This is a genomic window from Humidesulfovibrio sp., assembly GCF_031082295.1.
In the GTDB taxonomy this organism is placed as follows: Bacteria; Desulfobacterota; Desulfovibrionia; order Desulfovibrionales; family Desulfovibrionaceae; genus Humidesulfovibrio.
In genome coordinates this window covers 40,364-63,487 of record NZ_JAVHLD010000009.1, presented here as the reverse complement: position 1 = coordinate 63,487, position 23,124 = coordinate 40,364, and the positions used below count along the sequence as shown (strand labels likewise).

The 23,124-nt window shown below is 64.3% G+C and carries 21 protein-coding genes and 1 riboswitch; of the genes, 9 read left to right on the top strand and 12 right to left on the bottom strand.

The genetic code is table 11. The annotated features are described in order from the left end of the window. Positions 1 to 4 precede the first annotated feature (4 nt). The 4 genes from RDU24_RS07035 to RDU24_RS07020 form a co-directional block, all read right to left on the bottom strand. Positions 5 to 1,033 (bottom strand): HlyD family secretion protein, encoded by a 1,029-nt coding sequence (locus RDU24_RS07035; RefSeq protein WP_308735043.1) that lies wholly within the window; start codon positions 1,031 to 1,033, stop codon positions 5 to 7. Positions 1,034 to 1,168: 135 nt separating this feature from the next. Continuing rightward, positions 1,169 to 2,578 (bottom strand): peptide-modifying radical SAM enzyme CbpB, encoded by a 1,410-nt coding sequence (gene cbpB / locus RDU24_RS07030; protein WP_308735042.1) that lies wholly within the window; start codon positions 2,576 to 2,578, stop codon positions 1,169 to 1,171. Positions 2,579 to 2,580: 2 nt separating this feature from the next. Then, positions 2,581 to 2,718, bottom strand: coding sequence for a modified peptide precursor CbpA (gene cbpA / locus RDU24_RS07025; RefSeq protein WP_308735041.1), 138 nt, complete (start codon positions 2,716 to 2,718; stop codon positions 2,581 to 2,583). A gap of 82 nt (positions 2,719 to 2,800) precedes the next feature. After that, positions 2,801 to 2,982, bottom strand: a riboswitch (cobalamin riboswitch). A gap of 59 nt (positions 2,983 to 3,041) precedes the next feature. Then, positions 3,042 to 3,944, bottom strand: a complete 903-nt coding sequence (locus RDU24_RS07020) for a LysR family transcriptional regulator (protein ID WP_308735040.1) — start codon at positions 3,942 to 3,944, stop codon at positions 3,042 to 3,044. Between the two features lie 212 nt (positions 3,945 to 4,156). On the opposite strand from RDU24_RS07020, the gene RDU24_RS07015 reads away from it, so the two are divergent. Further along, complete coding sequence (locus RDU24_RS07015; RefSeq protein ID WP_308735039.1) at positions 4,157 to 4,423, top strand: hypothetical protein; 267 nt, start codon at positions 4,157 to 4,159, stop codon at positions 4,421 to 4,423. 24 nt (positions 4,424 to 4,447) lie between these two features. Here RDU24_RS07015 and RDU24_RS07010 read toward each other — a convergent pair whose 3' ends face one another. The 4 genes from RDU24_RS07010 to RDU24_RS06995 all read right to left on the bottom strand — a co-directional run bounded on the left by RDU24_RS07010 (position 4,448) and on the right by RDU24_RS06995 (position 7,877). After that, the gene (locus tag RDU24_RS07010; RefSeq protein WP_308735038.1) at positions 4,448 to 4,579 is read right to left on the bottom strand and encodes a hypothetical protein; all 132 of its coding nucleotides are present in this window, start codon (positions 4,577 to 4,579) and stop codon (positions 4,448 to 4,450) included. Beyond that, positions 4,572 to 5,522 (bottom strand): 4Fe-4S binding protein, encoded by a 951-nt coding sequence (locus RDU24_RS07005; protein ID WP_308735037.1) that lies wholly within the window; start codon positions 5,520 to 5,522, stop codon positions 4,572 to 4,574. The genes RDU24_RS07010 and RDU24_RS07005 overlap by 8 nt, the downstream gene beginning before the upstream one ends. A 21-nt stretch (positions 5,523 to 5,543) precedes the next feature. Continuing rightward, positions 5,544 to 7,391 carry a translational GTPase TypA gene (typA, locus tag RDU24_RS07000; protein ID WP_308735036.1) on the bottom strand — a complete coding sequence of 616 codons (1,848 nt, stop codon included), beginning with the start codon at positions 7,389 to 7,391 and terminating at the stop codon, positions 5,544 to 5,546. Between the two features lie 216 nt (positions 7,392 to 7,607). Beyond that, positions 7,608 to 7,877, bottom strand: coding sequence for an RNA recognition motif domain-containing protein (locus tag RDU24_RS06995; RefSeq protein WP_308735035.1), 270 nt, complete (start codon positions 7,875 to 7,877; stop codon positions 7,608 to 7,610). Between the two features lie 317 nt (positions 7,878 to 8,194). Here RDU24_RS06995 and RDU24_RS06990 point away from each other — a divergent pair, with 317 nt between their 5' ends. After that, positions 8,195 to 9,193, top strand: coding sequence for a septal ring lytic transglycosylase RlpA family protein (locus tag RDU24_RS06990; protein ID WP_308735034.1), 999 nt, complete (start codon positions 8,195 to 8,197; stop codon positions 9,191 to 9,193). Between the two features lie 104 nt (positions 9,194 to 9,297). After that, positions 9,298 to 9,594, top strand: a complete 297-nt coding sequence (locus tag RDU24_RS06985; RefSeq protein ID WP_308735033.1) for a late competence development ComFB family protein — start codon at positions 9,298 to 9,300, stop codon at positions 9,592 to 9,594. Here RDU24_RS06985 and mazG read toward each other — a convergent pair. Both mazG and RDU24_RS06975 read right to left on the bottom strand, forming a co-directional pair. After that, on the bottom strand, positions 9,591 to 10,388 hold the full coding sequence (gene mazG / locus RDU24_RS06980) for a nucleoside triphosphate pyrophosphohydrolase (protein WP_374989746.1): 798 nt from the start codon (positions 10,386 to 10,388) through the stop codon (positions 9,591 to 9,593). The genes RDU24_RS06985 and mazG overlap by 4 nt on opposite strands. 59 nt (positions 10,389 to 10,447) lie before the next feature. Continuing rightward, positions 10,448 to 11,023 carry a CvpA family protein gene (locus tag RDU24_RS06975; protein ID WP_308735031.1) on the bottom strand — a complete coding sequence of 192 codons (576 nt, stop codon included), beginning with the start codon at positions 11,021 to 11,023 and terminating at the stop codon, positions 10,448 to 10,450. 187 nt (positions 11,024 to 11,210) lie between these two features. On the opposite strand from RDU24_RS06975, the gene rfbC reads away from it, so the two are divergent. The 6 genes from rfbC (at position 11,211) to qrcD (ending at position 18,051) form a co-directional block, all read left to right on the top strand. Further along, the gene (gene rfbC / locus RDU24_RS06970) at positions 11,211 to 11,780 is read left to right on the top strand and encodes a dTDP-4-dehydrorhamnose 3,5-epimerase (protein WP_308735030.1); all 570 of its coding nucleotides are present in this window, start codon (positions 11,211 to 11,213) and stop codon (positions 11,778 to 11,780) included. Positions 11,781 to 11,815: 35 nt separating this feature from the next. Beyond that, positions 11,816 to 13,282: a mannose-1-phosphate guanylyltransferase/mannose-6-phosphate isomerase gene (locus RDU24_RS06965; RefSeq protein WP_308735029.1), complete on the top strand. Its 1,467-nt coding sequence runs from the start codon at positions 11,816 to 11,818 to the stop codon at positions 13,280 to 13,282. Between the two features lie 117 nt (positions 13,283 to 13,399). Next, positions 13,400 to 13,948: a menaquinone reductase multiheme cytochrome c subunit QrcA gene (gene qrcA / locus RDU24_RS06960; RefSeq protein WP_308735028.1), complete on the top strand. Its 549-nt coding sequence runs from the start codon at positions 13,400 to 13,402 to the stop codon at positions 13,946 to 13,948. 16 nt (positions 13,949 to 13,964) lie between these two features. Further along, a complete protein-coding gene (gene qrcB / locus RDU24_RS06955) occupies positions 13,965 to 16,022 on the top strand; it encodes a menaquinone reductase molybdopterin-binding-like subunit QrcB (RefSeq protein ID WP_308735027.1) in 2,058 nt (685 codons plus the stop codon). Positions 16,023 to 16,032: 10 nt separating this feature from the next. Next, positions 16,033 to 16,812, top strand: coding sequence for a menaquinone reductase iron-sulfur cluster-binding subunit QrcC (qrcC, locus tag RDU24_RS06950; protein ID WP_308735026.1), 780 nt, complete (start codon positions 16,033 to 16,035; stop codon positions 16,810 to 16,812). A gap of 9 nt (positions 16,813 to 16,821) precedes the next feature. Continuing rightward, positions 16,822 to 18,051, top strand: coding sequence for a menaquinone reductase integral membrane subunit QrcD (gene qrcD, locus RDU24_RS06945; RefSeq protein ID WP_308735025.1), 1,230 nt, complete (start codon positions 16,822 to 16,824; stop codon positions 18,049 to 18,051). A gap of 370 nt (positions 18,052 to 18,421) precedes the next feature. Here the strand turns inward: qrcD and RDU24_RS06940 are convergent, their stop codons facing one another. Together RDU24_RS06940 and RDU24_RS06935 are read right to left on the bottom strand one after the other, a co-directional pair. Further along, positions 18,422 to 21,805 carry an efflux RND transporter permease subunit gene (locus RDU24_RS06940; RefSeq protein WP_308735024.1) on the bottom strand — a complete coding sequence of 1,128 codons (3,384 nt, stop codon included), beginning with the start codon at positions 21,803 to 21,805 and terminating at the stop codon, positions 18,422 to 18,424. Then, entirely contained in the window at positions 21,802 to 23,016 is a 1,215-nt protein-coding gene (locus tag RDU24_RS06935; RefSeq protein WP_308735023.1) for an efflux RND transporter periplasmic adaptor subunit, read from the bottom strand. Before RDU24_RS06935 ends, RDU24_RS06940 begins: the two co-directional genes overlap by 4 nt. Positions 23,017 to 23,124 lie beyond the last annotated feature (108 nt).

The window sequence follows — 23,124 nt, the reverse complement described above, 5'->3', positions numbered from 1 at the left end:
GCGGCTACTTCGCGGAGCCGAAGGTCAGGCGAACGTCGACAGGCTGGCCGGGGTGCAGCAGCGGCGCCTGTTCCGGTGCTGGCCGGGCCTCCACCAGGAACACCAGCTTGGCCCGGTTGTCGCTGGAGTAGAGGATGGGCGGGGTGTACTCGGCCTGGGCCGAGATGTAGCTCACGCGCACGGGCACGGTGCCCGCCGCGCCAGCGGGGCCGCCGTCGAAGCGCACCTGGGCCTCCTGGCCCACGCTGAGGGCGCCGACTTTTTCCTCGGGCACGAAAAAGCGCACCTTGATGTTCTGCGGGGGCAGAAGCACGGCAACGGCCTTGCCTGCGGGAACCCATTCGCCCTGGGTGTACAGCGTGTCGAAGACCAGGGCGGCGGCGGGCGCGGCCTGGGACTTTTGCGCAAGTGTCCAGGCCGCCTGCTCCACGCGGCCCTTGGCCGCTTCCACCTCGGCCTGGGCGGCGGAGATCTCGTCCGTGCGCCCGCCAAGCTTGGCCGTGGACAGGTTGGCCGACATCTCGCGCACCTGCTGGGCCTTGAGGTCGTAGTCAGCGCGGGCGCGGTCCATCTCCTCGGCGGAGATGGTGCGCTCGGCATAGAGCTTCTGGCGGCGCTTGAACTCGGTCTCGGCCAGGCGCAGTGCGGTGCTGGCCTGGCCCAGCCGCGCGCTGAGGGCGGTCAGTTCGGTGGGGCGCTGGCCCTTTTGCACATTGGCCAGCCTGTCGGCGGCCTGCTTGAGGGCTGAGGTGGCCACGGCCAGGGCGGCGCGCTCGTAGTCCTGTTCCAGCACGAAGAGCGGCGCACCGGCCGCCACCTCCTGGCCCCGGCTGACGCGCAATTCCGCCAGCGCACCGGCCACGGGCGAGGCCACATGGACGTATTCCGCCTCCACGTAGCCCTGGAAGGTTGCCGTTCCGGCCTGGACGAAGTGGCGAACCCCGTAGAAGGCCGCGCCCGCGAGGGCGAGCGCCAGCACGCCCAGACGGACCTTGGCGGGGATGCGTTGCAGGAGCTGTGTTATGGCGGCCATGCCCCAGCCTTACACCTTCTGCGCAGGCTGTGTCAAACATATGTTTGAAATGTGCGGATGACAAGAAGCGCTCCTGTCATCCGCACACAAGAAGGCTTGCGCGCGCCGGTTGCCCGGAAGCGGCGCGGGGTTGCCTCAGGACTGGTTCACGTCGAACACGGTCTCCACGTCCTTGTCCCAGCCGTCAAAGAGGAAGGCATCTGCCTTCTTGTCGGCCAGGAGCCGGAAGGCGTAGCGGACCTGCTCCTCGTAGAAGGCGCAGAAGGCCCCCTTCTTGTCCATGCCGCCATTCATTTCCTGGGCTTCCGCCGGGCAGGGCGAGCCGCAGAAGTGGCGAATGGCGCAGGTCCGGCAGGAGTCGATGTCCTCCACCTTGCGGCCCGTCACGCGCTTGAAGGCCGGGGACACCAGCACGTCGTCAAGTTTGTCCTTGAAGAGGTTGCCGCCGTTGTAATCCGGCAGGCCGATGAACTCGCTGCACGGGAAGAGACCCCCGTCCGGGGCCAGGGCGAAGAAGCAGCGTCCGCCGCCGCAAGGCGAGATGTCGCACATGAGGCGCCGGGCCGTGGGCGCCACGATGGACAGCAGGATGTTGGCGAAGTTGGCCACCACAAGCTTGCGGCCGGTCTTCTGGTACAACTCGTAGGAGCGGTCCAGGGCGGCGGTGTAGTGCTTGGCGGCCTCGGCCTCGTCCGGCTTGAGCTCCCTGGAGGCGGGCATGGTGCAGCGCAGGATGTTCAGCATGGTCACCGGAACCTCGTGCCCGTGGAAGAATTCCACCAGCTGGGGCAGGGTGCGCATGTTCTCCTTGGTGACGGTGCAGATGACGTTGTAGAGCGGGTAGCCCTTCAAGCGCTCCATGGCCTGGACCACGACATCGTACACGCCCTTGCCGCCCCAGGTGGTGCGCGTGCGGTTGGCGATGCGCGCGGTGGCGGCGTCCAGCGACAGCCCAATGCCGACCTTGTGGCTGGTCAGGAACTCGATGGCGGCCTCGTCCAGGTTGGTGGCGTTGGTCTGCACGCCGAAGCTGAAGTCTCCGGCATAGCGCTCGATGCCTGCGAACACGGCCTCGTGGTTGAGCAGCGGCTCGGCCCCGTGGAAGACGATCTGCGGCAGGCGGCCCGCGGGCAGGTGCGCGGTGAACCAGTCCTTGAGCCTGCCCAGGGCGTCGAGCAGTCGCTCGGTGGGCATGTGCTCGCCGTTGCGGCGCATCTCGGTGGGGATGTAGCAGTAGCCGCAGTTCAGGTTGCAGCGCGCTGTGGGGTTGAAATACACCGCCGAGGGCGTGAGGCCGAAGCGCAGGTCGTGCATCTCCTTGGCGAAGGCGCCCGAATTGGCGCGGACCTGGTCAAGGAACTCGGGCGAGCGCAGCGTTTTGGCCAGGGAGCTTTTGCGCACCAGGGACCAGAAGGCCGTGTCCGGCTCGATGAGCGCCATGTGCGTCTTGTGGCCGATGTCCACGGGGATGAGCTGCGGGCCGTCGCCGGTGTTGGCGAAGCGGCCCGCGAGGGCCGCCCCGCTTGCGGAACTCTTTGCGGTCATGGCTAGGGCTTCGCCTTCTCGCTGACGAGGATGTAGTGCGAAAGGCCCGTGCCGTCGGCGGAGCATTTCTTGCGGAAGGCGATGATGTCCTTGTCCTTGGCCGTGCTCGTCTTCTTCTGGGCGTCTTTCTTCGTCTCCATGTCGACCTCCGAATTAAGGGTAATAAAAAAGGATTCCGGCCGCCCCATGCAGAGCGGCCGGAATCCTTTGCCATCAGATTCCTTGAAAATTATTGAAGCAACAGATCTTCTGACTTCCGGATCATCCGCCTGTGCGCGACCTTCCCCCCAGGTTTTGACCTGAAAGTGGCGGCTCTCGCCTTGCGCACGGCGTCCCCGGTTACAGCGGCGGGACCGTCACGGACTTCAACCGTGTTCTGAGATGTTGCCTCAGTCCGAAAAATATACACAAGCCGGGCTGTTGGCGTCAAGCCAAGGCTGCCCAAGTGGGCCATGATTCGCGCTCAGGGCTCCTGGGGCGTTGCGGGCTCGCGGATGTGCTCGATGAACTCGCGGATGTGCAGGGGCTGGCGGTCAAAGTCCCGCACGCAGAGCATGAGCTGGCGCGTGGCCCAGTCGTCCGCGAGGCGCACCACGCGCAGGTTCATGGTCTTCTTGCAGCGCAGGGCGGCGCTTTCGGGAATGACGGCGATGCCCACGTTGTTCTCCACCAGGCGCGAGGCGGCCATGAACCCGCGCAGGCGCACCCGGTAGTTGATGCGCTTGCCCGCGCGGCTGGCGTGGGCTTCAAGGTACTTCTGGATGGAGCTGCCCTCGCCCAGGCCCACGAACTCGTAGTCGAGGGTGTCGACGAAGGACACGGCGCGCCGGGCCGCCAGCGGATGTTTGGGCGAGACCACCAGCACAAGCTGGAGCGTGCGGAAGGGGAAGGTGGCAAGGTCGCCCACATCGGAATTCCTGGCCACCACGCCCACATCGGCCTTGTCGTCCAGCAGGCTCTGCACGATCTCGGCGCTGACGCGCTCCTGCACGTCGATGCCCACGTTGGGGTGCGCGTTGAGGTAGGTGCTGAGCACTTCGGGCAGGTACTCGGTGATGGTGGCGGTGTTGCAGAGCAGCCGGATGTGGCCCTTGAGCCCCTGGCCGTACTCGCTTACGTCGCCCACCATGCGCTCCCATTCCTGCATGATGCTCTGTGCGTGGCGGATGAGGGCCTGCCCGGCCTCGGTGGGGGCCACGCCGCGCCGTCCGCGCGTGAGCAGCGGAACTCCCAACGCGTCTTCCATGTTCCTGATGCGCGCGCTGGCCGAGGCCAGGGCCAGATAGGAGCGCTCCGCCCCGCTGGTGATGCTGCCGCTTTCCACCACGTGCAGGAACAAGCGCAAGTCCGTGAGGTCAAAGGACATCTGGTGTTCCTCCAGCAGGGGCGTGCATTTGCGGGCCGCGGCGTCAGGCTTGAGCCTTCGCCTCAGCCGAAGGCATACTCAAAATCTTCCGCATTTACAACCAAACCGGGCGAGATCAGTGTGCAGCCATGGAGAGCGCGCTCCCGCAGTTTTCGCGGGTCCGCATCGGAAGTCAAAACCGCCGCGCCACCGGCGCGAAAGGAAGCAGGAACATGAACACCGCCATGCAGATCATCGTCAGGGTCGCTTTTGTCGCCATGCTGATCGTGGGCGCCGCCTGTAGCAAGAAGGACAGCCAGCTTCAGGAGAGCGCAGCCGCCGATGTTCGCGGCGGCCTCACCAGCGAGCAGGCCCAGGCCATCGAGACCGAGCGCATGCAGGAACTTCATGCTCGCGTGGAGTACATGCAGGCCCAGCTCAAGGACGTGCACCCCCTGAGCGCCAAGGCCAATGTGCCTGGCGGCGACTACATCGACTAGCCGCGACGCCTCCTAATCCGCCCCTCAATAGCCGGGGTGCGGCGCTCGGTCTTGCAGGTTCCGGGCGTTGCGCCCCGGCTCCCTTTTCAGCAGCTCCAGCAGGGCCACGAGCTTCAGCCCTGCGGGGCGGCCGGTCAGGGCCGCCGGTTCAGGCATGTTTGCTCAATTCTTCGACCAGCAGCGGCATCCCGCGCGAGGGGTCGGCCTTGAGCGTGAGGGCCTGTTTGGGGCATTTGCTCACGCAGGCCCCGCAGCCCATGCAGCGCGCGCTTTTGATCTGGAGGGAGCGGTCGCGGGCCTTGAGCGCGCCGAACTGGCAATACTTCACGCAGTTGCCGCAACCCACGCAAGCCTCGGCGTCCACCTGGGCGACATAGCCGGAACTGGCGAGCATCTCCACGCCGTTTCGCTGGGCCTGCATGGCCCCGCAGCAGCAGCCGCAGCAGTTGCAGATGGCGTAGAAGCGGCCCAGCGCCACGTCCTTGAAGAATGCGTGGTGCACGTGGCCGCGCGCGTGCTCGGCCTTGAGGATGTCCGCCGCCTCGTCCACGCTGATGCGCCGTGCGCGCTTGCCGTTGTGCTCCAGCACCAGGCTGGCGAAGGGTTCGCCCATGACGAGGCAGACGTCCATGGGCGAGCAGGGGGTCTTGCGGGAGGCGCGGCAGGGGCAGTCGAAGACCACGATATGGTCCGGGTTCTTGAGCACGATGTCGCGGGCGAGCTGGTAGGGCACCACGGATTCGGGCGCGGTGAGCTTCACCTCGCGTCCGATCTTGACGAGCTTGGTGGCCTCCTCGGTGGGCAGCACCTTGCCGTGGTAGGTGTCCGCGAAGCGGAGGCCCCCGCTGGCCTTCTGCGCGCGGCGGGCCTTGCGGCGCTTCTCCACGCGGGAGGGGAAGGCCCTGTCCAGCAGGCGTGAGAAACGGGCAAGGCCACGGGCAAGCGGATGCTCACCCGTGGCCATGCCGATGTAGAAGTAGGGCCAGCGCAGGTAGATGTACCCGTGCAGCTTGTTGCCGTTGGTGAAGCCCGGGATCTTGTCCGCCTCTTCGAAGAAGCGTTTGGCCGAGGGCTTCAGCAGCAGGTGCAGCGGGTTCATGGCTGTCCTTCCGGTTTGACGTTACTTGTCGCCCTCGGCCTTGAGCGAGGCGCCGCGCATGGTGTGGCGCTTGGTGGCGGAGAGCACGGTCTTGCGCAGGCGGATGGACTGCGGCGTGACCTCCACCAGTTCGTCCTCGCGGATGAAGTGGATGGCGCGCTCAAGGGTCATGGGCTTCACCGGGGTCAGGGTGCAGGCCTCGTCCTTGCCGGAGGCGCGCATGTTGGTGAGCTTCTTTTCCTTGGCCGGGTTCACGTTGATGTCGTTCTCGCGGCTGTGCTCGCCCACGATCATGCCTTCGTAGATGGGGTCGCCGGCGGTGATGAACATCTGGCCGCGGGGCTCCAGGTTGAAGATGCCGTAGACCACGCCCACGCCGGAGCGGTCGGCCACGATGGAGCCGGTGAAGCGGGTGGGGAAGTCGCCCCGATACTCGCCGTAGCCTTCAAGGTAGGAGTTCATGATGCCGGTTCCCTTGGTGTCGGTCAGGAACTCGTCGCGGTAGCCGATGAGCCCGCGCGACGGCACGCTGAACTCGATGCGCACGCGGCCCTTGCCGTTGTTCACCAGGTTCACCATGCGGCCCTTGCGGATGGAAAGCTTCTCGGTGACGATGCCCATGAAGGTCTCGTCGCAGTCCACGTACACGCGCTCGATGGGCTCGGTGAGCTTGCCGCCTTCCTTCTTGTAGATGACCTCGGGACGGCCGACGGTGAGCTCGAAGCCCTCGCGGCGCATGGTCTCGATGATGATGGCCATCTGGAATTCGCCACGGCCCTTGACGATGAAGCTGTCGCGGTCGTCGCTCTCCTCGATGCGGATGGCCACGTTCTGCAGGGCCTCGCGCAGGAGGCGCTCGCGGATCTTGTTGCTCTGCACGAGCTTGCCCTCGCGCCCGGCCAGGGGCGAGGTGTTGATGCCGAAGCGCATGCTGACGGTGGGCTCGTCCACGGTGATGCGCGGCAGGGCCTGGGGGAATTCCTTGGTGCAGATGGTGTCGCCGATGTGCACGTCGTCGATGCCCGCGAGCACGGCGATGTCGCCCGCGTGGACCTCGTCGACGCTGGCGAGCTGGACGCCGTCGTACACCTGCAGCTTGCTGACCTTCAGCGTCTTGGGGGTGCCGTCCTCGCCGATGCAGACCAGCTGGTCGCTGGACTTGACCACTCCGTTGACGACCTTGCCGATGGCCAGGCGCCCCAGGTAGTCGGAATAGCCCAGGTCGCAGACGATCATCTGGAAGGGGGCCTCGGGGTCGAAGCTGGGCGCCGGGATGTTCTCGAGGATGCAGTCGAACACGGGGTGCAGGTTCTCGCCACGGCCCTCAAGGGTGGTCTGGGCGATGCCGTCGCGCCCGATGGCGTAGAGAACGGGAAATTCAAGCTGGTCTTCGTCGGCGCCGAGGTCGATGAACAGGTCGTAGACCTCGTTCAGCACTTCCTCGGGGCGGGCGTCGGCGCGGTCGATCTTGTTGACGATGACGATGACCGGCAGGCCGCCGTCCAGCGCCTTCTTCAGCACGAAGCGGGTCTGGGGCAGCGGGCCTTCGCTGGCGTCCACCAGCAGGATGGCTCCACCGGCCATGGCCAGCGAGCGCTCGACCTCGCCGCCGAAGTCGGCGTGGCCGGGGGTGTCGATGATGTTGATCTTGACGCCCTTCCAGGTGACGGAGCAGTTCTTGGCGGCGATGGTGATGCCGCGCTCGCGCTCCAGATCCATGTTGTCCATGACGCGGTCGCTGACCTGCTGGTTCTCGCGGAACACGCCGCTCTGGCGGAAGAGGCCGTCCACCAGGGTGGTCTTGCCGTGGTCGACGTGGGCGATGATGGCGATGTTGCGCAGGGCTTCATTCTTGGCGGTGGTCTTCATGGGAGAGGATTCCTTTGGGCGGGCGTTACGGGGTGAGAATTACCTTTGGGACAATGTAACTGGACAATTGTTTTGGAGCAACAGTGTCGCGGCAGGCTGTGACGTCTGCTCAAACGGCTCTTGCATGGGCTCCGTATGAAAGGAAAAACCCCGTCCCGCAGGGGCGGGACGGGGCGCTGGTAGCCGGGTATTTCTATTGCCGGCGTGCCGTGACGACTAGTAGTCGCGACGGGGGCGGGGCTGACGCTCCTGGGCCTCGTTGACCCGAAGGGCGCGGCCGGAGATCTCCTTGCCATTGAGCGCGTCGATGGCCTGCTTGGCGGAAGCGTCGTCCATCTCCACGAAGCCGAAGCCGCGGAAGCGACCGGTCTCGCGGTCGTTGATGAACTTCACGGAGATAACCTCGCCGTACTGGCCGAACATGGAGCGGAGGTCTTCCTCAGAGGCGCTGAAGGGGATGTTGCCGACATAGATAGACTTAGGCATAAAAATCTAAGCTCCTGAAATGATGATAAGACGTTCGCGTCGTGTTCTGTCCGGGGCAACAAGCTTCCGGTCTTCACGACAATTGAGGGCTAGCTTTGAGCGCTCGCTCTTGGAATGTCAAGGAAAAATATGGCCTCGAAGCGAATAAGATTTTTGTAGCCAAAGTCGCTAAAATAGCGTCTAAAGTTTTGGCTCGATCTGACGATTGAGCAAACGTGCGTACCTGCCATGACGCGCATCAAGTCCGGGAGGAGACCTGGACCCTGGCGGGGACCCTGGGAGGGGAGACGTATACTACGTCCGCACGGAGGCCGTTCATGAAGCTGCCCAGAATCTTCGCCATGTTGTCCCTGCTCGCCCTGACCGGGTGCGCCTATCTGCCCACCGGTTCGCTTGAGCGGATCTACTCCGAGCCGCCGAAGAACACCCGGTCGACCCAGGTGGCCGATGCGGGGCGCAGCAACGTGAGCTACCCAAAAATCCCCGGCGCGGTCGATCCCAAGATCCAGCCCTATTCCATCAAGGGCATCACCTACTGGCCCATCCAGTCCGGCCTTGGCTACAGCGAGGTCGGCATCGCCTCCTGGTACGGCCGGGACTTCCACGGAAAGAAGACGGCCACCGGCGAGATCTACGACATGTTCAGCGTGTCCGCCGCGCACAAGACCCTGCCCCTGGGCACCAAGGTCCGCGTGACCAACCTCGAGAACGGGCGCGAGCTGGATATGACGGTCAACGATCGTGGTCCCTTCGTGGACGGACGCATCATCGACCTGTCCTATGCTTCGGCGCGCATGCTCGGCATGGCCGACAACGGCGTGGCCAAGGTGCGCGTGGACGGCATCGCCGACAACCCGGTCATCGTCGCCGCCCACGCCAGAAACAAGGCCATGCTGGCCTCCGCCGAGGCGCCCGCGTCCGCGCCCGCACGCAGCTCCAAGCCGCGGATCGTCGAAAGAAATATCGTTGAGGAGCCCGCCAGGCCCCAGGCCAAGCCCGAGCGCCAGGTCCAGGTGGCCGAGAACACCGCCCGCGTGCAGCCCAAGTCAAACCCCGCCAGCCAGGCCGAGCTGAAGGCCGACGGCGGCAAGTACGCCGTGCAGGTCGGCGCCTTCTCGCAGGACGACAACGCCCGCCGCGTACAGAAGCGCCTCGTGCAGTCCGGCTACGGCAGCGCCAAGATCACCCGTGTCGTGCGTGATGGGCGCGAGCTCATGGCCGTGCAGGCCTCCTTCACGGAACGCGAGAAGGCCGAAGAGGCCCTGCGCAATCTGAAGATGGAATTCCCCGCAAGCTTCATCAGTTCCGGCGCCTAGGGCTTGCGCGCTCCCGGCGCATGAGCTAGATTCAAGGCAACACCGCCCGGCCCGCATCTCGCGGGTCGGGCCTTGGCGCAACGAAACCCCACGGAGGGCTCGGCATGGCGCAGAAGAAGTATGAAGTGGCGGGCGTTCCGTTGGACAACATCCGCAACCGCAACGAGCTTCGTGTCATCAAGCTCTTGCCGCAGGTGCTGGCCGAGCATCTCGACTACCACCCCAGCTATCTTGATATTCAGGACATCTACGCCCTGACGCTGAACAACCTGCCCCCGCGCTATCGGCAGCAGGGCACCATCATCATTCATGAGTCTGTGAGCGACGAGGAGATCATCCGCGAGCTACGCAACGCGGTGAACCACGTGGAGCTTTCCCCCACGGATCGCGAGGCGGGCTAGGCTCCGGCCTTCACCTCGGCCCAGAGGCGGTCCTTGTCCGCCATGGGCATGTCCACAAGGTCCATGCCGCGCTCCCTGGCCAGGGCCTCCATGCGTTCGTAGCGCGCCAGAAACTTCAGGTTGGCCCGGTCCAGGGCCGCGTTGGCCTTGATGCCCTTGCGGCGTCCCAGCTCGATCAGCGTGAACAGCGCGTCCCCGAATTCCTCCTCCATCCGCTCCTGGCTGCCGCTTTCGCAGGCCGCCTCGTATTCCTGCCACTCGGCGTCGTACTGGGCGCGGGCGTCCTCGTCCGTGGCCCAGGTGAAGTCCAGGCGCGCGGCCTTGGAGTGGATGCGGTAGGCCTTCAGCAGTGGCGGCAGGCCCTTGGGCAGCGAGTCGAAGGCTCCGGGCTGCCTGCCGTCCTCGGCCTTGTCCGATTTCTCGCCGCGCTTGATGCGTTCCCAGTTGCGCAACAGCTCTTCCTGGTCGGCCACCTTGGTGTCGCCGAAGACGTGCGGGTGGCGGCGGATCATCTTGGCCGCGTTGGTGGTCACCACCTCGTCCAGGTCGAACTGGCCGGCCCGGGCGTGCAGGGTGGTGACGAAGAGCAGCAGGAAGAGCACGTCGCCCAGTTCCTCGGCAGTCTCGGCGATGTCGCCCGAGCGGATGGCCGAGACCAGCTCGAAGGCTTCCTCGATGATGTAGTCGCAGAGCGTAAGCGGCGTCTGCTTGCGGTCCCAGGGGCAACCGTCCGGGCCGAGCAGGGCGTCGATGACCTCCTGCATTTTCACGAGGGAAAGGCTGTCCGTGTTCACGGGCGTGTCTCCTGTCATTTGGGATTGAGGGGGGGCTTAAGGCCCGCAGGGGGGGCCTACTAGATGGTCTGGGGGCCCTTCTTCGCGGGCGGCGGGCGGCGCGAAGGCTTGGGCGGCGGCAGCTCGGCCGGCTTGGGCAGGGTGAAGCCGCCCTCTTCCAGCGTCTCGCGGATGGGCGCGGGGGTGAAGTTCGCGAGCAGCACCAGGGCTGGCTCGGTCTTTTGGGCGAAGACGGAGTTCCTCACCGCCGCCGTTCCCGGCAGCATGGCCTTCAGCAGCAGAAGAAGCACCATCGACAGCAGCATGCCCTCCACAACGCCGAAGGCCGCGCCCGCCGCCTTGTCCACAAGCGTGAGCATGGCCAGCTTGAGCACGCCCTGGAGGAACTTCACCAGGAACCACAGGGCCACCAGGGTGCCGAGGAAGGTGATGAGGTAGCTCAGGGCCAGCACGGTGCCGGGATTGGCGAAGTAGACCTTGAGGTGCGGCACGAAGATGGTGTGAAGATGCGCGGCCATGAACAACCCCACAAACACCGACACCAGCGACACGGCCTCCTTGATGAGGCCGCGGGTGTAGCCGCGGAAGCCTATCAGGCAGATGATGGCGATGATGACGATGTCCAGGGCGTTCATGGCACCTCAGCGTTCCCGTTGTCGCTTGAGCCCGGGCCGATAAATCAGGCCCGTTGCGCGCACCACTAGCAGAGGGCGGCCGGAAAGGGAAGCCTCGGCGCTGGCCCTGGCGACGCACGTGGCTGTTGTGCTGGCCATGGATTTCGGATAGGGCTGTGCGAATTCATGCTGGGGCGAGGGGACACGGATGCGGCTGATCGAGACTGGCCTGCCTGGACTGGCGCTGCTTGAGCCGAAGGTCTTTCGGGATGAGCGCGGTTTTTTTCTGGAGATGTACAGTCGGGCGGCCTTCGCCTCGCTGGGCATCCATGCCGATTTCGTTCAGGATAATCACGCGTATTCAGCCACTCCCTTCGTTTTGCGCGGGCTGCATTTCCAGAAGCCGCCCTTCACCCAGGCCAAGCTCGTCTGGGTGGTGCGCGGGCGGGTGCTGGACGTGGCGGTGGACCTCCGACGCGGCTCGCCGACCTTTGGCCGGAGCTACTGCGTCGAGCTCTCCGCCGAGAATTTCAAGCGTCTGTTCATTCCGCGCGGCTTCGCCCACGGCTATATGACCCTGGAGCCGGACACGGAGTTTATCTATAAGGTCGATGCCCCTTACGACGCCGCAAGCGACGCGGGCATTCTCTGGAACGACCCGGAGCTGGCCGTGCCCTGGCCCGCCCACGAGCCAGTGCTCTCGGCGAAGGATCGTACGCTGCCGACCCTGAAGGATTTCGAAACGCCTTTTGTCTACGGTGCTGCGGACGCCAGTTGAGGCCGCCCGCAAACTCAAGTGAAAGGAGAGCCGCCTTGCCGAAGAAACAGAGCGCGCAGGATAACGACCCCAAGCAGACCCGCTACGCGGTGATCCTGGCTGGCGGTTCGGGCACACGGCTTTGGCCGCTGTCGCGCACGCTTTTTCCAAAGCAGCTCTTGGCCCTGAACGGCGACCTGACCCTGCTGCAGCAGACGGTGACCCGCGTGCTTGGCGCTTTTGCCCCGGAAAACGTCTGGGTGGTGACCAACGAGGAGCACGTCTTCGAGGTGCGCAGCCAGATCAGGGCCATCAACGAAGACCTGGGCGCCCACATTTTGGCCGAACCCATGGCCCGGAACACCCTTCCGGCCATACTGCTGGCGCTGGACCGCATTGTCCAGCCAGGCGCGGCGGAGGGCGGCGGCACGGCAGGGGGGCATGACGCAAGCGCCCTGGTGGGGGTGTTCCCCTCGGACCACCTCATCGCCGACCAGCAGGCCTGGGAGCGTTCCGTCGAGCAGGGGCTGGCCCTGGCCGCCGGTGGCAGCTTCGTCACCTTTGGCGTCACCCCGACCAAGCCGGAAACCGGCTATGGCTACATCGAGCGAGGCAACGCCCTTGGGGGCGGCGCGTTTGACGTGGTGCGCTTTCTGGAAAAGCCGCGCCTGGAGAAGGCGCTGGAGTTCGTCAAAAGCGGACGGCACTACTGGAACAGCGGAATGTTCGTGTTCCGGGCAGGAGAGTTTCTGTCGGCCGTGCAGCAATTCGAGTCCAGGCTCTGGGACTGGTGGGCGGACCGGACCGAGCGGCCCATGGTCGAGGGCTACGCCGCGTTGCCGAATATTTCCGTGGACTACGGCATCGTGGAGAAGATTTCCGGCATCGCAGTTGTCCAGGCGCAGTTCGACTGGGATGACCTGGGCAACTGGGAGGCCGTGTACCGGCTGGGCAAAAAGGATGCTGACGGAAACGTCATCCAGGGCGACGTGCTGGCGCTTGACTGCCGCGACTGCCTGCTGATTTCCAAGGGCGGCAAGCTCGCGGCCGTGGGCATGTCGAACATGATCATGGTGCAGACCCGCGACGCCACCCTGGCTTGTCCGCACGAAGGGGTGCAGCGGGTCAAGGAGATCGTCGCCCTGCTGAAGGCCCAGGGCAGCCAGCTGGTGGAGAACCACCTGACCGTGAAGCGCCCCTGGGGCAGTTACAGCGTGCTGGAGGAGGGGCAATTTTACAAGATCAAGCGCATCGAAGTGCTGCCCGGAGCGCGCCTGAGCCTGCAGATGCACCACCACAGAAGCGAGCATTGGGTGGTCATCGGGGGCACGGCTTTGGTGGAAATAGGGGGGGAAGAGCGACTTTTGGTGGAAAATCAGGCGGTCGATATCGGTAAGGCGACAACACATCGCCTGGCCAACCCTGGCAAGGTACCGCTTGAAATCATTGAGATTCAGAGTGGACCGTACCTGGAAGAAGACGACATTGTCCGGTTTGACGACGTGTATGGCAGGGTGAAGTAGGAGAACTCGTGAATTTTTTCGTAAGCTCTTGACACGCAAAAGCGCTGTCCAGTATGAGAACGCAGTTTTCCGTGGCGAAATATGGACCAGAAACTACAGGAGCTATGGGGCGAGGTTATGGAGGAAAAGAAACAGTGCAAGGGGTGTGGAGGGGCTCTTCCCTTCTTGATCGGCTTCGTTGCCGCAGTGATCGCGGGCTGGGTGCTTTTCCCTAACTTGCTCTATAGCAAGAAGGTTCAACCCGTCCGGTTCAGCCACAAGGTCCACCAGGAGCAGGGCATGGAATGCGCAAGCTGCCATACCTTCCGCGACGATGGATCGTACGCTGGCCTGCCGAACAACGAAAAATGCATGGAGTGCCATGCTGACGTGGTCGGCAGCGACCCGGCTGAGAAGATCTATGTTGAGCAGTACGCGCAGAAGGGCAAGGAAGTTCCTTGGCTCGTCTACCAGTACCAGCCGGACAACGTCTACTTCAGCCACAAGGCCCACGAGTCGTTCGAGTGCAAGGAATGCCACCTCGAAGTTGGCAAGATGGACACTCCGCCGGTCTACTACGAGAACAGGCTGTCTGGGTACAGCAAGCAGACCATGAAGATGTGGCAGTGTGAGCGCTGCCATGCAGAGAACGGCGTCAGCAACGCCTGTCACGTCTGCCACAAGTAAAAGAGGGGTGCTTAAGATGGGTTTGGATCGTAGAGGATTCGTCAAAATCGTCGTGGGGGGCGTTGCAGGCACCCTGTTCACGCCTGTCATCTGGAAGAGCTTGGACGATGTGTCCATCTGGTCCCAGAACTGGTCGTGGATTCCCCGCCTGAACAAGGGCGAGGTGAAAGCCAACGCCGCTTTGAGTAAACTTTGCCCCGCCGGTTGCGCCGTCAAGGTCAAGACCGTCGGCGGGTTGCCTTTTGCAGTCGTGGGCAACACGGCCAACCCCATGAGCCAGGGCGGCGTGTGCCCCGTGTGCGCGGCAGGCGCCCAGCTCATGTACAGCCCCGCCCGCGTCAAGTCGCCCATGAAGAAGGTCGGCGAGGGCAAGTTCGAGGCCATCAAGTGGGAGGACGCCGAGGCGCTCCTGGTTGAGAAGCTGACCGCCCTCAAGGGCCAGAACGGCAAAATCGCCGCCATCTGCGGCGACGAGACCGGCACCGCCGGCGAGGTCATCTCCGGCCTGCTGTCGGGCCTGGGCAACTCCGGCTACTACATGATGCCCGGCGAGAAGTTCGTGGCCGAGAAGGGCGTCAAGCTCATGGGCGGCTCCGGCCAGCCCGGCTTCGACATCGCCGGTTCCGACCTGGTGCTCATGATCGGCGCGGACGCGCTCGACTCCTGGGGCGCCACCGTGGCCAACCAGAAGGCCTTCGCCGCCACTCGCCCCACGGGCGCTGCGGCCACCGCCAAGTTCGTCTACGCCGGGCCGGTGCTGAACCACTCCGCTGGCGTGAGCGACAAGTTCCTGCCGGTTCCGCCCCAGGCCACCGCGGCCTTTGCGCTGGGCCTGGCGAACCTGCTCATCAATGATGGCGCGGTTTCCTCCGCTTCCGACTTCGCCGAGTACAAGGCCCTGGCCGCCAAGTACACGCCCGAGGAAGTGGAGAAGGCCACCGGCCTCAAGGCCGAGACCATGAAGGAACTGGCTGCCATGATCAAGGCCGCCAAGTCCCCGGTCGTCATCGCCGGGGCCTCCTTCGGCCAGGGCGGCGGCGCGCTTGACTTCGTGGCTGGCGCCTCCCTGAACGTGCTTCTGGGCCGCGTCGGCTCCGGCATGACGCTCCTGCCCGCGGCTCCCAAGGCCGTGGCTGGCGCCGCCGCTTCCGAGAAGGACGCCGCGAGCTTCCTCTCCGAGGTGGCCACCGGCAAGGCCGCTCCGGGCGCGCTCCTGGTGTACGAGGCCAACCCGGCCTACGCCCTGCCCCAGGCCGATGAAATGGCCAAGGCCCTGGGCAACATCGCCTTCAAGGTCTCCTTCAGCACCTATATGGACGAGACCGCCGCCCTGTGCGACCTCATCCTGCCTGCCCCGCACTCGTACGAGCGCTTCGACGACGCCCTGAATCCCTACGGCGTCGCGAAGTCCACGTACCTCGCTGGCAAGCCGGTGGTGAAGCAGCCCGCCATGGACTGCAAGGACCCCGTGGACGTGCTTCTTGCTGCCGCCAGCAAGCTCGGCCTGTCCCTGGGCTACGACACCTACGCCGACGTCATCAAGGCCAAGGCCAAGGCTCTGGGCGCCGACTTCGACGCGCTTGTGGCCGGTGGCATCTGGACCGGAGACGCCAAGGGCGGTTCCCTGAACCTGGGCGCGAGCGCCCTGGCCAAGGTCGCCGTTCCCGCTGCCGACGACAAGACCCTGGCCGTGGCCCTGATGAGCAACCAGGCATTCGGCAGCGCCACCCTGGCAACGCCGCCCGCCAACCTGCTGGTCATCAGCGACAAGGAACTGTCCGGCAAGGACCTCCTCGTGCAGATGAACGCCGCCACCGCCAAGAAGATCGGAGTCACCGCTGGCGCCAAGGTCAAGCTGACCGGCGGCAAGGGCGAGATGAAAGCCCGTGTGCACCTGAACGAGGGCGTTGCCCCCGGCACTGTGGGTGTGCTCCTGGGCTTTGGCCGCAGCGCTTGGGACGAGTTCACCAAGGGCAAGGGCGATAACGTCTACAAGATCCTCACGGTGAGCGACGAAGCAGGCACGGGCCTGAAGGTGTGGGCTGGCTCCACCGTCACCGTCGCCAAGGTTTAGGGGGACAACGATGAAAGCCAAAGAATTCAAAGTCACGTGGGGTATGGTCGTCGACCTGGACAAGTGCACGGGCTGCGGCGCGTGCATGACCGCCTGCCAGGTTGAGAACAACATCGCGCCCATGGTTGATGCGTCCAACAAGATGCGTACCTTGAGCTGGATGCTGGTGTATGAATTGTCCAACAAGAAGTCCGGCGCCGAGGCTGAAGTTGCCTACCTGCCTCGCCCGTGCATGCAGTGCGGCAACCCCGCCTGCGTGCCCGTCTGCCCGGTCATCGCCACGGACAAGAACGAGGAAGGCGGCATCGTCAGCCAGATCTACCCTCGCTGCATCGGATGCCGGTACTGCATGGCGGCGTGCCCGTACCATGCCCGCTACTTCAACTGGGAAGATCCCGTCTTCCCGAAGGGTATGGAGAAGGCGCTCTCCCCGAGCACTTCCACGCGTCCGCGTGGTGTTGTCGAGAAGTGCAACTTCTGCCACACCCGCTTCATGCAGGCCAAGGACAAGGCCCGCCAGGAAGGCGGCAATCCCGAGTCCCTGCCTGATGGCGCTTACATGCCCGCCTGCGCTGAGATCTGCCCCACGGGCGCCATCAGCTTCGGCGACGTGAAGAACAAGGAACACAAGGTGTTCGAACTGGCTCAGGGCAAAGACGCCTTCCGCCTGCTTGAGAAGCTGGGCCTGAATCCTCAGGTCTACTACGTGAGCAAGCGCGAGTGGGTGCGCAAACTGGGCGACAACTACGCCGCCACCGGCAAGCCCGGTGCCGCCAAGAAGCATTCCTAGGGGGCGCAAATGGATAGAGCACTCTTTCCCGAAGGCCTGGAGCGTTGCTCCTTCGGCAAATTCGTTCTGTGGATGGGTTTCATTTCGGCCTTCTTCCTGTTCGGGCTTTACGCCATGCTGCTCATCTTCGCGAAGGGCATCGTGGTCACCGGCCTGGACAACTACTTCGGATTCGGCCTCTGGATCACCTTCGACCTGGCGGTCATCGCCTTGGGCGCGGGCGCGTTCTTCACGGGCTTCCTGAAGTACATCCTGAAGATCGACCAGCTTAAAAACATCATCAACCTGACCGTCATTGTCGGGTTCATCTGCTACTCGGGCGCCATGCTGGTCCTGACCATGGACATCGGCCAGCCGATCCGCGCATGGTTCGGCTACTGGCACCCCAACGTCCACTCCATGCTGACGGAAGTCATCTTCTGCATCACCTGCTACTGCCTGGTGCTCGTCATCGAGTTCGTGCCCCTGATCCTTGAGCAGAAGCAGCTGAACAAGATCCCCTTCCTGCACCACCTGGCGCACAACATGCACGTGAACATGGCTTTGTTCGCTGGTATCGGCGCCTTCCTGTCCACCTTCCACCAGGGCTCCCTGGGCGGCATGTACGGCGTCCTGCAGGGCCGTCCGTACGCCTTCCGCGAAGGCTTCTTCATCTGGCCGTGGACGTTCTTCCTGTTCGTCCTGTCCGCTGTCGGTTGCGGCCCCATCTTCACGGTCCTGGTTGCGACCTTCATGGAGAAGCTCACCGGCCGCAAGCTGGTGGACTTCAAGACCAAGGCCCTGATGGGTAAAATCGCCGGCACCATGCTGACCGTCTACATCTTCTTCAAGATTCTGGACACGTACGCCTGGGCCAACAACTACTTGCCGAGCGTCGGCATGACCTTCGACCAGATGTTCTACGGCGTGATCTACGGCAAGTGGCTCATGTTCACCGAGATCATCCTCTGCGGTCTTGTCCCGGCGCTGATGCTCATCACCCCGAGCATCCGCAACAACCCGACGCTGCTCTACACCGCGGGCATCCTCGATTGCATCGGCGTGACCCTGAACCGCTACCTGTTCACCGTCCAGGCCATCGCCATCCCGGTGCTGCCCTTCGACGCTTGGCAGACCTACGCCCCCAACTGGGCTGAATGGGCCACCAGCGGCATGATCGTCGCCTATGGCTTCCTGGTCATGAGCCTCTCCTACCGCTACCTGCCCGTGTTCCCCCAGGAGCACAGCCTGAACAAGTAGGCTAGTGCCCTCGCAAGAACGACAGAGCCCGGCCGCAAGGCCGGGCTCTTTTTTTGACGTGCAGCCTGAGCACCACCCCATGCCTGTCCTTGCCGCCTTGCGCTGCTCCATACCTCTATTGTGGTGTCAGGTTCGTCGCGGCCAACAAATACTCTCATCCTCTCCACCACTCTTTGCCCGCCAACACCTTGTTCGTCTGCTCCTGCTTCCTCCGCCATCAAGCCCGGTCGCTAGGCCAAGGATGTCGAGGTGGCAAAAACGGAGTGATGCTTCAGCGTCCAGGTGCGCGCGCAAAAGACAGCGGCCACCAGCGCTCGCGCTGATGGCCGCATCAAGCCCTACATCTAAGGGGCTCCGGGTCGAACGAACCCTATTCGTCGAGGGTGGTTTCCTTCATGCCGCCTTGCGCCTCAGCCTTTGGCGTCTCCTTGGGCGCCGGCTCGTCATCCTTGCGGTCCTTCAGGATCACCTTGCGCAGGCCTTGGGCCATGTCTTCCGGCTCGCTGTGTCGCCTGCGAAGTCTGTCCATGCGCTCGCGAAGGGCGTTTCGGGTACGCGCGGCGTCGAGCAGAATCCGCTCGCGCAGGCCGGGCAAGCGGTCGATGAGCTTGCGGTACAGCGGGAGGTGCGACAGCAGGGCGTCAAGCCGACCCGCAGCCATGCAGAACAGCTCGGCCACCCTATGAAGGCGCGGGTTCTCGCGCAGGTGACGATACAGGCCGACCACGCCGCGGTGGCGCATGAAGTCCTGGAAGTCGTCCATGTAGGTGTAATAGACCGGCGTCAGGTAGAGCGTGACGACCTGGGAGAGGATGAGACCGCCCACAACCACAAGGCCGAGCGGCCGTCTGGCCTCCGCGCCGGCGCCGATGCCCAGCGCGATGGGCAGGGCGCCCATGATGGCCGCAACGGTGGTCATCATGATGGGCCGGAAGCGCACCAGGCAACCCTCGAATGCCGCCTCGGCTGGAGTCATGCCGCTTTTTTCCGCCTCAATGGCGAAGTCGACAACCATGATGGCGTTCTTCTTCACGATGCCGATGAGCATGATGATGCCCACGAAGCCGTAAAGGTGCAGCTCCTGGCGGAAGAGCAGGAGCGAGAGCAGCCCGCCCATGGCCGCCGAGGGCAGGCCCGAGAGGATCGTCAGCGGGTGGATGAAGCTTTCGTACAGGCAGCCCAGGATGATGTAGATGACCACGATGGCGATGATGAGCAGGAAGCCGGCTGTGCCCATGGAGCTCTTGAAGGAGCTGGCCGTTCCCTCGAAGTCGGCATTCACCGTGTCGGGCAGGTGTTGGTGGGCGGTCTGCTGCACCTTGGCCATGGCCTGGTCCAGCGCAACGCCCGGCGCGAGGTCGAAGGAGATGGTCACCGAGGGAAGCTGGCCCGAGTGGTTCACGGTCATGGGGCCGGTGCCTTCGGTCACGTCCACCAGGGTGTCCAGGCGCACAAGCTTGCCCGACGAGGAGCGCACGTAGAGCATGGACAACGCCAGCGGGTTGCTGCGGTGTTGCGGCAGCAGCTCAAGGATGACCTTGTACGAGTCGTTCTCGGCGTAGATGGTGGAGATCTGGCGCGAGCCATAGGCCGAGTACATGGCGTTCTCGATGGCCTCTGCGGTGACGCCAAGGCTTGCGGCGAGGTCGCGGTTGATCTTCAGGTCCACCTGGGGGGAGTTCACCTGCAGGTCCGTGGCCACGCGCAGCAGCCCCGGCACTTTGTTCAGGGCCGCCACCAGCTCTCGGGTGGCCTCGTACAGAACGGTGGTGTCCGGGCAGAGCAGGGTGAACTGGTAGTCGCCCTTTGTGGGCTTGCCGCCCATGCGGATCATGGGCGGGTTCTGCACAAAGGCCAGCAGCCCCGGCTGGGATTGCAGCTTGGGCTGCAAGCGCGCCAGCACCCCATCCGTGGTGGACTTGCGGTGCTCGTTCAGGAACACGATGGTGTAGCCCTGGTTGGTGGTGCCGATGCCCGCCACCTGGAGCACGTCGCGCACGTCCTTGTCCGAGAGGAGCAGCGGGGTCAGCGCGTTCTGCGACTTGGCCTGGTCCTCGAAAGAGTTTCCCTCCGGGCCTTGCACGATGCCGAAAAGCACGCCCATGTCGTCTGAGGGCAGGAAGCCTTTGGGCACGATGATGAACAGCGCGATGGTCAGGAGGAAGAGCAGGCCGGAGGAGATCATGGTCGCCCGGCGGTGGTCGAGGACGAAGTGCAGCGTGCGGCGATAGAAAGCCAGCGCCCGGTCGAAAATGGGGTCGGAGTGCTCAAGGTGCGAGCCGCTCTTGAGCCAGCGCGAGCAGAGCATGGGCGTAAGGCTTAAGGAAACCACGCCGGAAACGATGATGGCTGCGGTGATGACCACCGCGAACTCGTTCAGGATGCGGCCGATGATCCCGGGCATGAAGAGGATGGGGATGAACACCACCGCGAGCGACAAGGTCATGGAGATGATGGTGGGGCCGATCTCCTTGGCTCCGTCGAGGGACGCCTCCATGGGGGTTTTGCCCATTTCCATGTGGCGCACCACGTTCTCCAGCATGACGATGGCGTCGTCCACCACGAAGCCCACCGCCAAGGTCAGGGCCATGAGCGAGAAGTTGTCCAGGGTGAAGCCCATGAAATGCATGACCGCGAAGGTGGACACGATGGAGAAGGGGATGGCCACCGCGGTGATGATGGTGCCGGGGATGTTGCGCAAGAACAGAAAGACCACGAGCACCACAAGGGCGATGGCCAGGGCCAGGGTGAACTTCACGTCCTCCACGGACTCGCGGATGGGCTTGCTGCGGTCGAAGAGCTCCTGCAGCTCGATGCTGGCCGGGAGCTGCTTGCGGATGGTGGGCAGGAGCTGGTTGATGCGGTCAACGACCTCAATGGTGTTTGATCCTGGCTGGCGCTTGATGGCGATGACCATGGTGCGCTCGTCGTTGAGCCAGGAACCGCTCTTGACGGCCAGGGTGCTGTCCTTGACCTCTCCCAAGTCCTGAATGCGTATGGGCATGCCGTTCTTGTAGTCGACGATGACGGGGCCGTAGTGTTCGGCGCGCTTGAGCTGGCCGTCGGCGTCGATGGTGATGCTTCTGTGCCGCCCGTCCAGGCTGCCCATGGGCAGGTTCACGTTCTGCGACGTGACCGCCCCGGACACCTGGTCCAGGCCGATGCCCAGGGAGGCCAGCTTGCGCGGGTCCACCTGGATGCGCACGGCGTACTTCTGCTCGCCGTAGATGAGCACCTGGGCCACGCCCGGCACCATGGACAGCGTCTGGGTGACGAAGGTCGTGGCGTAGTCGTTGACGGTCGAGAGCGGCAGCGTCTTGGACTTGATGGCGAGGTAGAGGATGGGCGAGTCCGCCGGGTTCACCTTGTCGTAGGTGGGCTCGTCGGTCATGGTGTTGGGCAGGCTGCCGCGCGCCTTGGTGATGGCCGCCTGTACGTCCATGGCGGCCTTGTCGATGTCCTTGTCCAGCTCAAACATGAGCGTGACCGTGGTCATGCCCTGGCTGCTGGTGGAGCTCATGGCCTGGAGCCCGGAGATGGCGGAGAACTGGCGCTCCATGGGCGATGCCACGGAGGAGGACATGGTCTTGGGGCTCGCGCCGGGAAGCGTGGCCGTGACCTGGATGACGGGGAAGTCCACCGCCGGCAGGTAGCTCACGGGCAGGTTGTAGTAGCTGGCGATGCCGAAGAAGAGCAGGCCCAGCATGACCAGCGTGGTCATCACCGGGCGGGTGATGAAGAGCTTGGTGTTCATTTTGCGCTCGACTCGGTTTCGTTGCCGGTTCTGGCCGCCGGGGCGGGCGCCGCCGCGGGCTTCTGGCCAGATTCTTGCCCAGCAGGCGCGCCGGGCTTCTTGCCGGACTCCTCGCCCTTGGCGTCGACTTCAGCAACGGGCGCGCCCGGGAACAGTCGCAGGTGCCCGGCTGTGACCACAGTCTCGCCGCCGGCCAAGCCCTTCTCAATGATGATGTCGTCATGCACGCGCACGCTCGCGCGCACAGGCTGCATCTGGGCGTGGCCGTCCTTGACCACAAAGACGTACGTCCCCTCCGGACCGTTCTGGATGGCGTCGGCGGGCACAAGCACGGCGTCCTTGATGGTCTTGAGCACCAGGCCGACAGTGACGAACTGCCCGGGCCAGAGGCGTCCCTCGGGGTTGTCGAAGCGCGCCTTGAGGAGGATGGAGCCGGTGCCGGGGTCCACCTGGTTGTTCATGAAGGTGAGGCGCCCAAGCTCAGGGTGGGCCTCCATGCCTGGGGGCGCGGCCTCAACGGCAATGGGACCAAGGCTGTACTGCTTCCGCAGTTCGGCCAGGTAGCGCTCCGGCAGGGAGAAGCTCACGTCGAGCGGGGTGATGCTGTTGACCACGGTCAGGGTGTCGTCCTTGTCCTTGACGAAGCTGCCCTCGTCGAAGGCCGTGGCGCCGATGCGTCCGTCGATGGGTGAGGTGATGGTGTTGTAGGAGAGCGTCTGGCGGGCGATGGAGGCCCCGGCGCCGCTGGCGCGCATGGCGTTCTTGGCGCGTACGGTGGCGGTTTGCTTCTCTTCATATTGTTCGCGGCTGATGACGCCCTGGTCCGCAAGGGTCTTGTAGCGCACAAGGTCGCGCTCAAGTTGCTCGTAGTCGGCGCGGTCGCGCTGGTAGGTGGCCCCGGCCTGCTGCTCGGTCAGGGCGTTGACCGCTGGATCGATGGTGTAGAGCACCTGCCCGGCCTTGACCAGGCTGCCCTCGACAAAGTGCACCTTCTTGATGTTCGCGGCGAACCTGGATTTGATGTTCACCGACAGGGCCGCCTTGATGGTGCCCACTGAGGGGAGAACGTACGGCGCGTCCCTTACCACCGCCTTGGCGGTGACAACCGGAGCCGGATGTTTTGCCTCGGGTTTGCCCCGGCCGCAACCGGAGATGAGCATGACCGTGCCAAGGAATATGGACAAGGTGAGCGTGTACAGCGGGTTGCGCATAGGCTTGCTCCGGCATTTCGGGATTGAAACACATGTTTAACATGCGCGCAATTCCAAAGCAAGTGTTCAATCGCCTACACCATGAAGTCCCAGAGCCACCTTGACCCG

What these genes read in the sequence shown, in the direction of transcription:
- RDU24_RS07035 (WP_308735043.1), bottom strand. Translation starts at nt 1,033, where the DNA reads ATGGCCGCCATAACACAGCTCCTGCAACGCATCCCCGCCAAGGTCCGT.
- cbpB (WP_308735042.1), bottom strand. Translation starts at nt 2,578, where the DNA reads ATGACCGCAAAGAGTTCCGCAAGCGGGGCGGCCCTCGCGGGCCGCTTC.
- cbpA (WP_308735041.1), bottom strand. Translation starts at nt 2,718, where the DNA reads ATGGAGACGAAGAAAGACGCCCAGAAGAAGACGAGCACGGCCAAGGAC.
- RDU24_RS07020 (WP_308735040.1), bottom strand. Translation starts at nt 3,944, where the DNA reads ATGTCCTTTGACCTCACGGACTTGCGCTTGTTCCTGCACGTGGTGGAA.
- RDU24_RS07015 (WP_308735039.1), top strand. Translation starts at nt 4,157, where the DNA reads ATGAACACCGCCATGCAGATCATCGTCAGGGTCGCTTTTGTCGCCATG.
- RDU24_RS07010 (WP_308735038.1), bottom strand. Translation starts at nt 4,579, where the DNA reads ATGCCTGAACCGGCGGCCCTGACCGGCCGCCCCGCAGGGCTGAAGCTC.
- RDU24_RS07005 (WP_308735037.1), bottom strand. Translation starts at nt 5,522, where the DNA reads ATGAACCCGCTGCACCTGCTGCTGAAGCCCTCGGCCAAACGCTTCTTC.
- typA (WP_308735036.1), bottom strand. Translation starts at nt 7,391, where the DNA reads ATGAAGACCACCGCCAAGAATGAAGCCCTGCGCAACATCGCCATCATC.
- RDU24_RS06995 (WP_308735035.1), bottom strand. Translation starts at nt 7,877, where the DNA reads ATGCCTAAGTCTATCTATGTCGGCAACATCCCCTTCAGCGCCTCTGAG.
- RDU24_RS06990 (WP_308735034.1), top strand. Translation starts at nt 8,195, where the DNA reads ATGAAGCTGCCCAGAATCTTCGCCATGTTGTCCCTGCTCGCCCTGACC.
- RDU24_RS06985 (WP_308735033.1), top strand. Translation starts at nt 9,298, where the DNA reads ATGGCGCAGAAGAAGTATGAAGTGGCGGGCGTTCCGTTGGACAACATC.
- RDU24_RS06975 (WP_308735031.1), bottom strand. Translation starts at nt 11,023, where the DNA reads ATGAACGCCCTGGACATCGTCATCATCGCCATCATCTGCCTGATAGGC.
- rfbC (WP_308735030.1), top strand. Translation starts at nt 11,211, where the DNA reads ATGCGGCTGATCGAGACTGGCCTGCCTGGACTGGCGCTGCTTGAGCCG.
- qrcA (WP_308735028.1), top strand. Translation starts at nt 13,400, where the DNA reads ATGGAGGAAAAGAAACAGTGCAAGGGGTGTGGAGGGGCTCTTCCCTTC.
- qrcB (WP_308735027.1), top strand. Translation starts at nt 13,965, where the DNA reads ATGGGTTTGGATCGTAGAGGATTCGTCAAAATCGTCGTGGGGGGCGTT.
- qrcC (WP_308735026.1), top strand. Translation starts at nt 16,033, where the DNA reads ATGAAAGCCAAAGAATTCAAAGTCACGTGGGGTATGGTCGTCGACCTG.
- qrcD (WP_308735025.1), top strand. Translation starts at nt 16,822, where the DNA reads ATGGATAGAGCACTCTTTCCCGAAGGCCTGGAGCGTTGCTCCTTCGGC.
- RDU24_RS06940 (WP_308735024.1), bottom strand. Translation starts at nt 21,805, where the DNA reads ATGAACACCAAGCTCTTCATCACCCGCCCGGTGATGACCACGCTGGTC.
- RDU24_RS06935 (WP_308735023.1), bottom strand. Translation starts at nt 23,016, where the DNA reads ATGCGCAACCCGCTGTACACGCTCACCTTGTCCATATTCCTTGGCACG.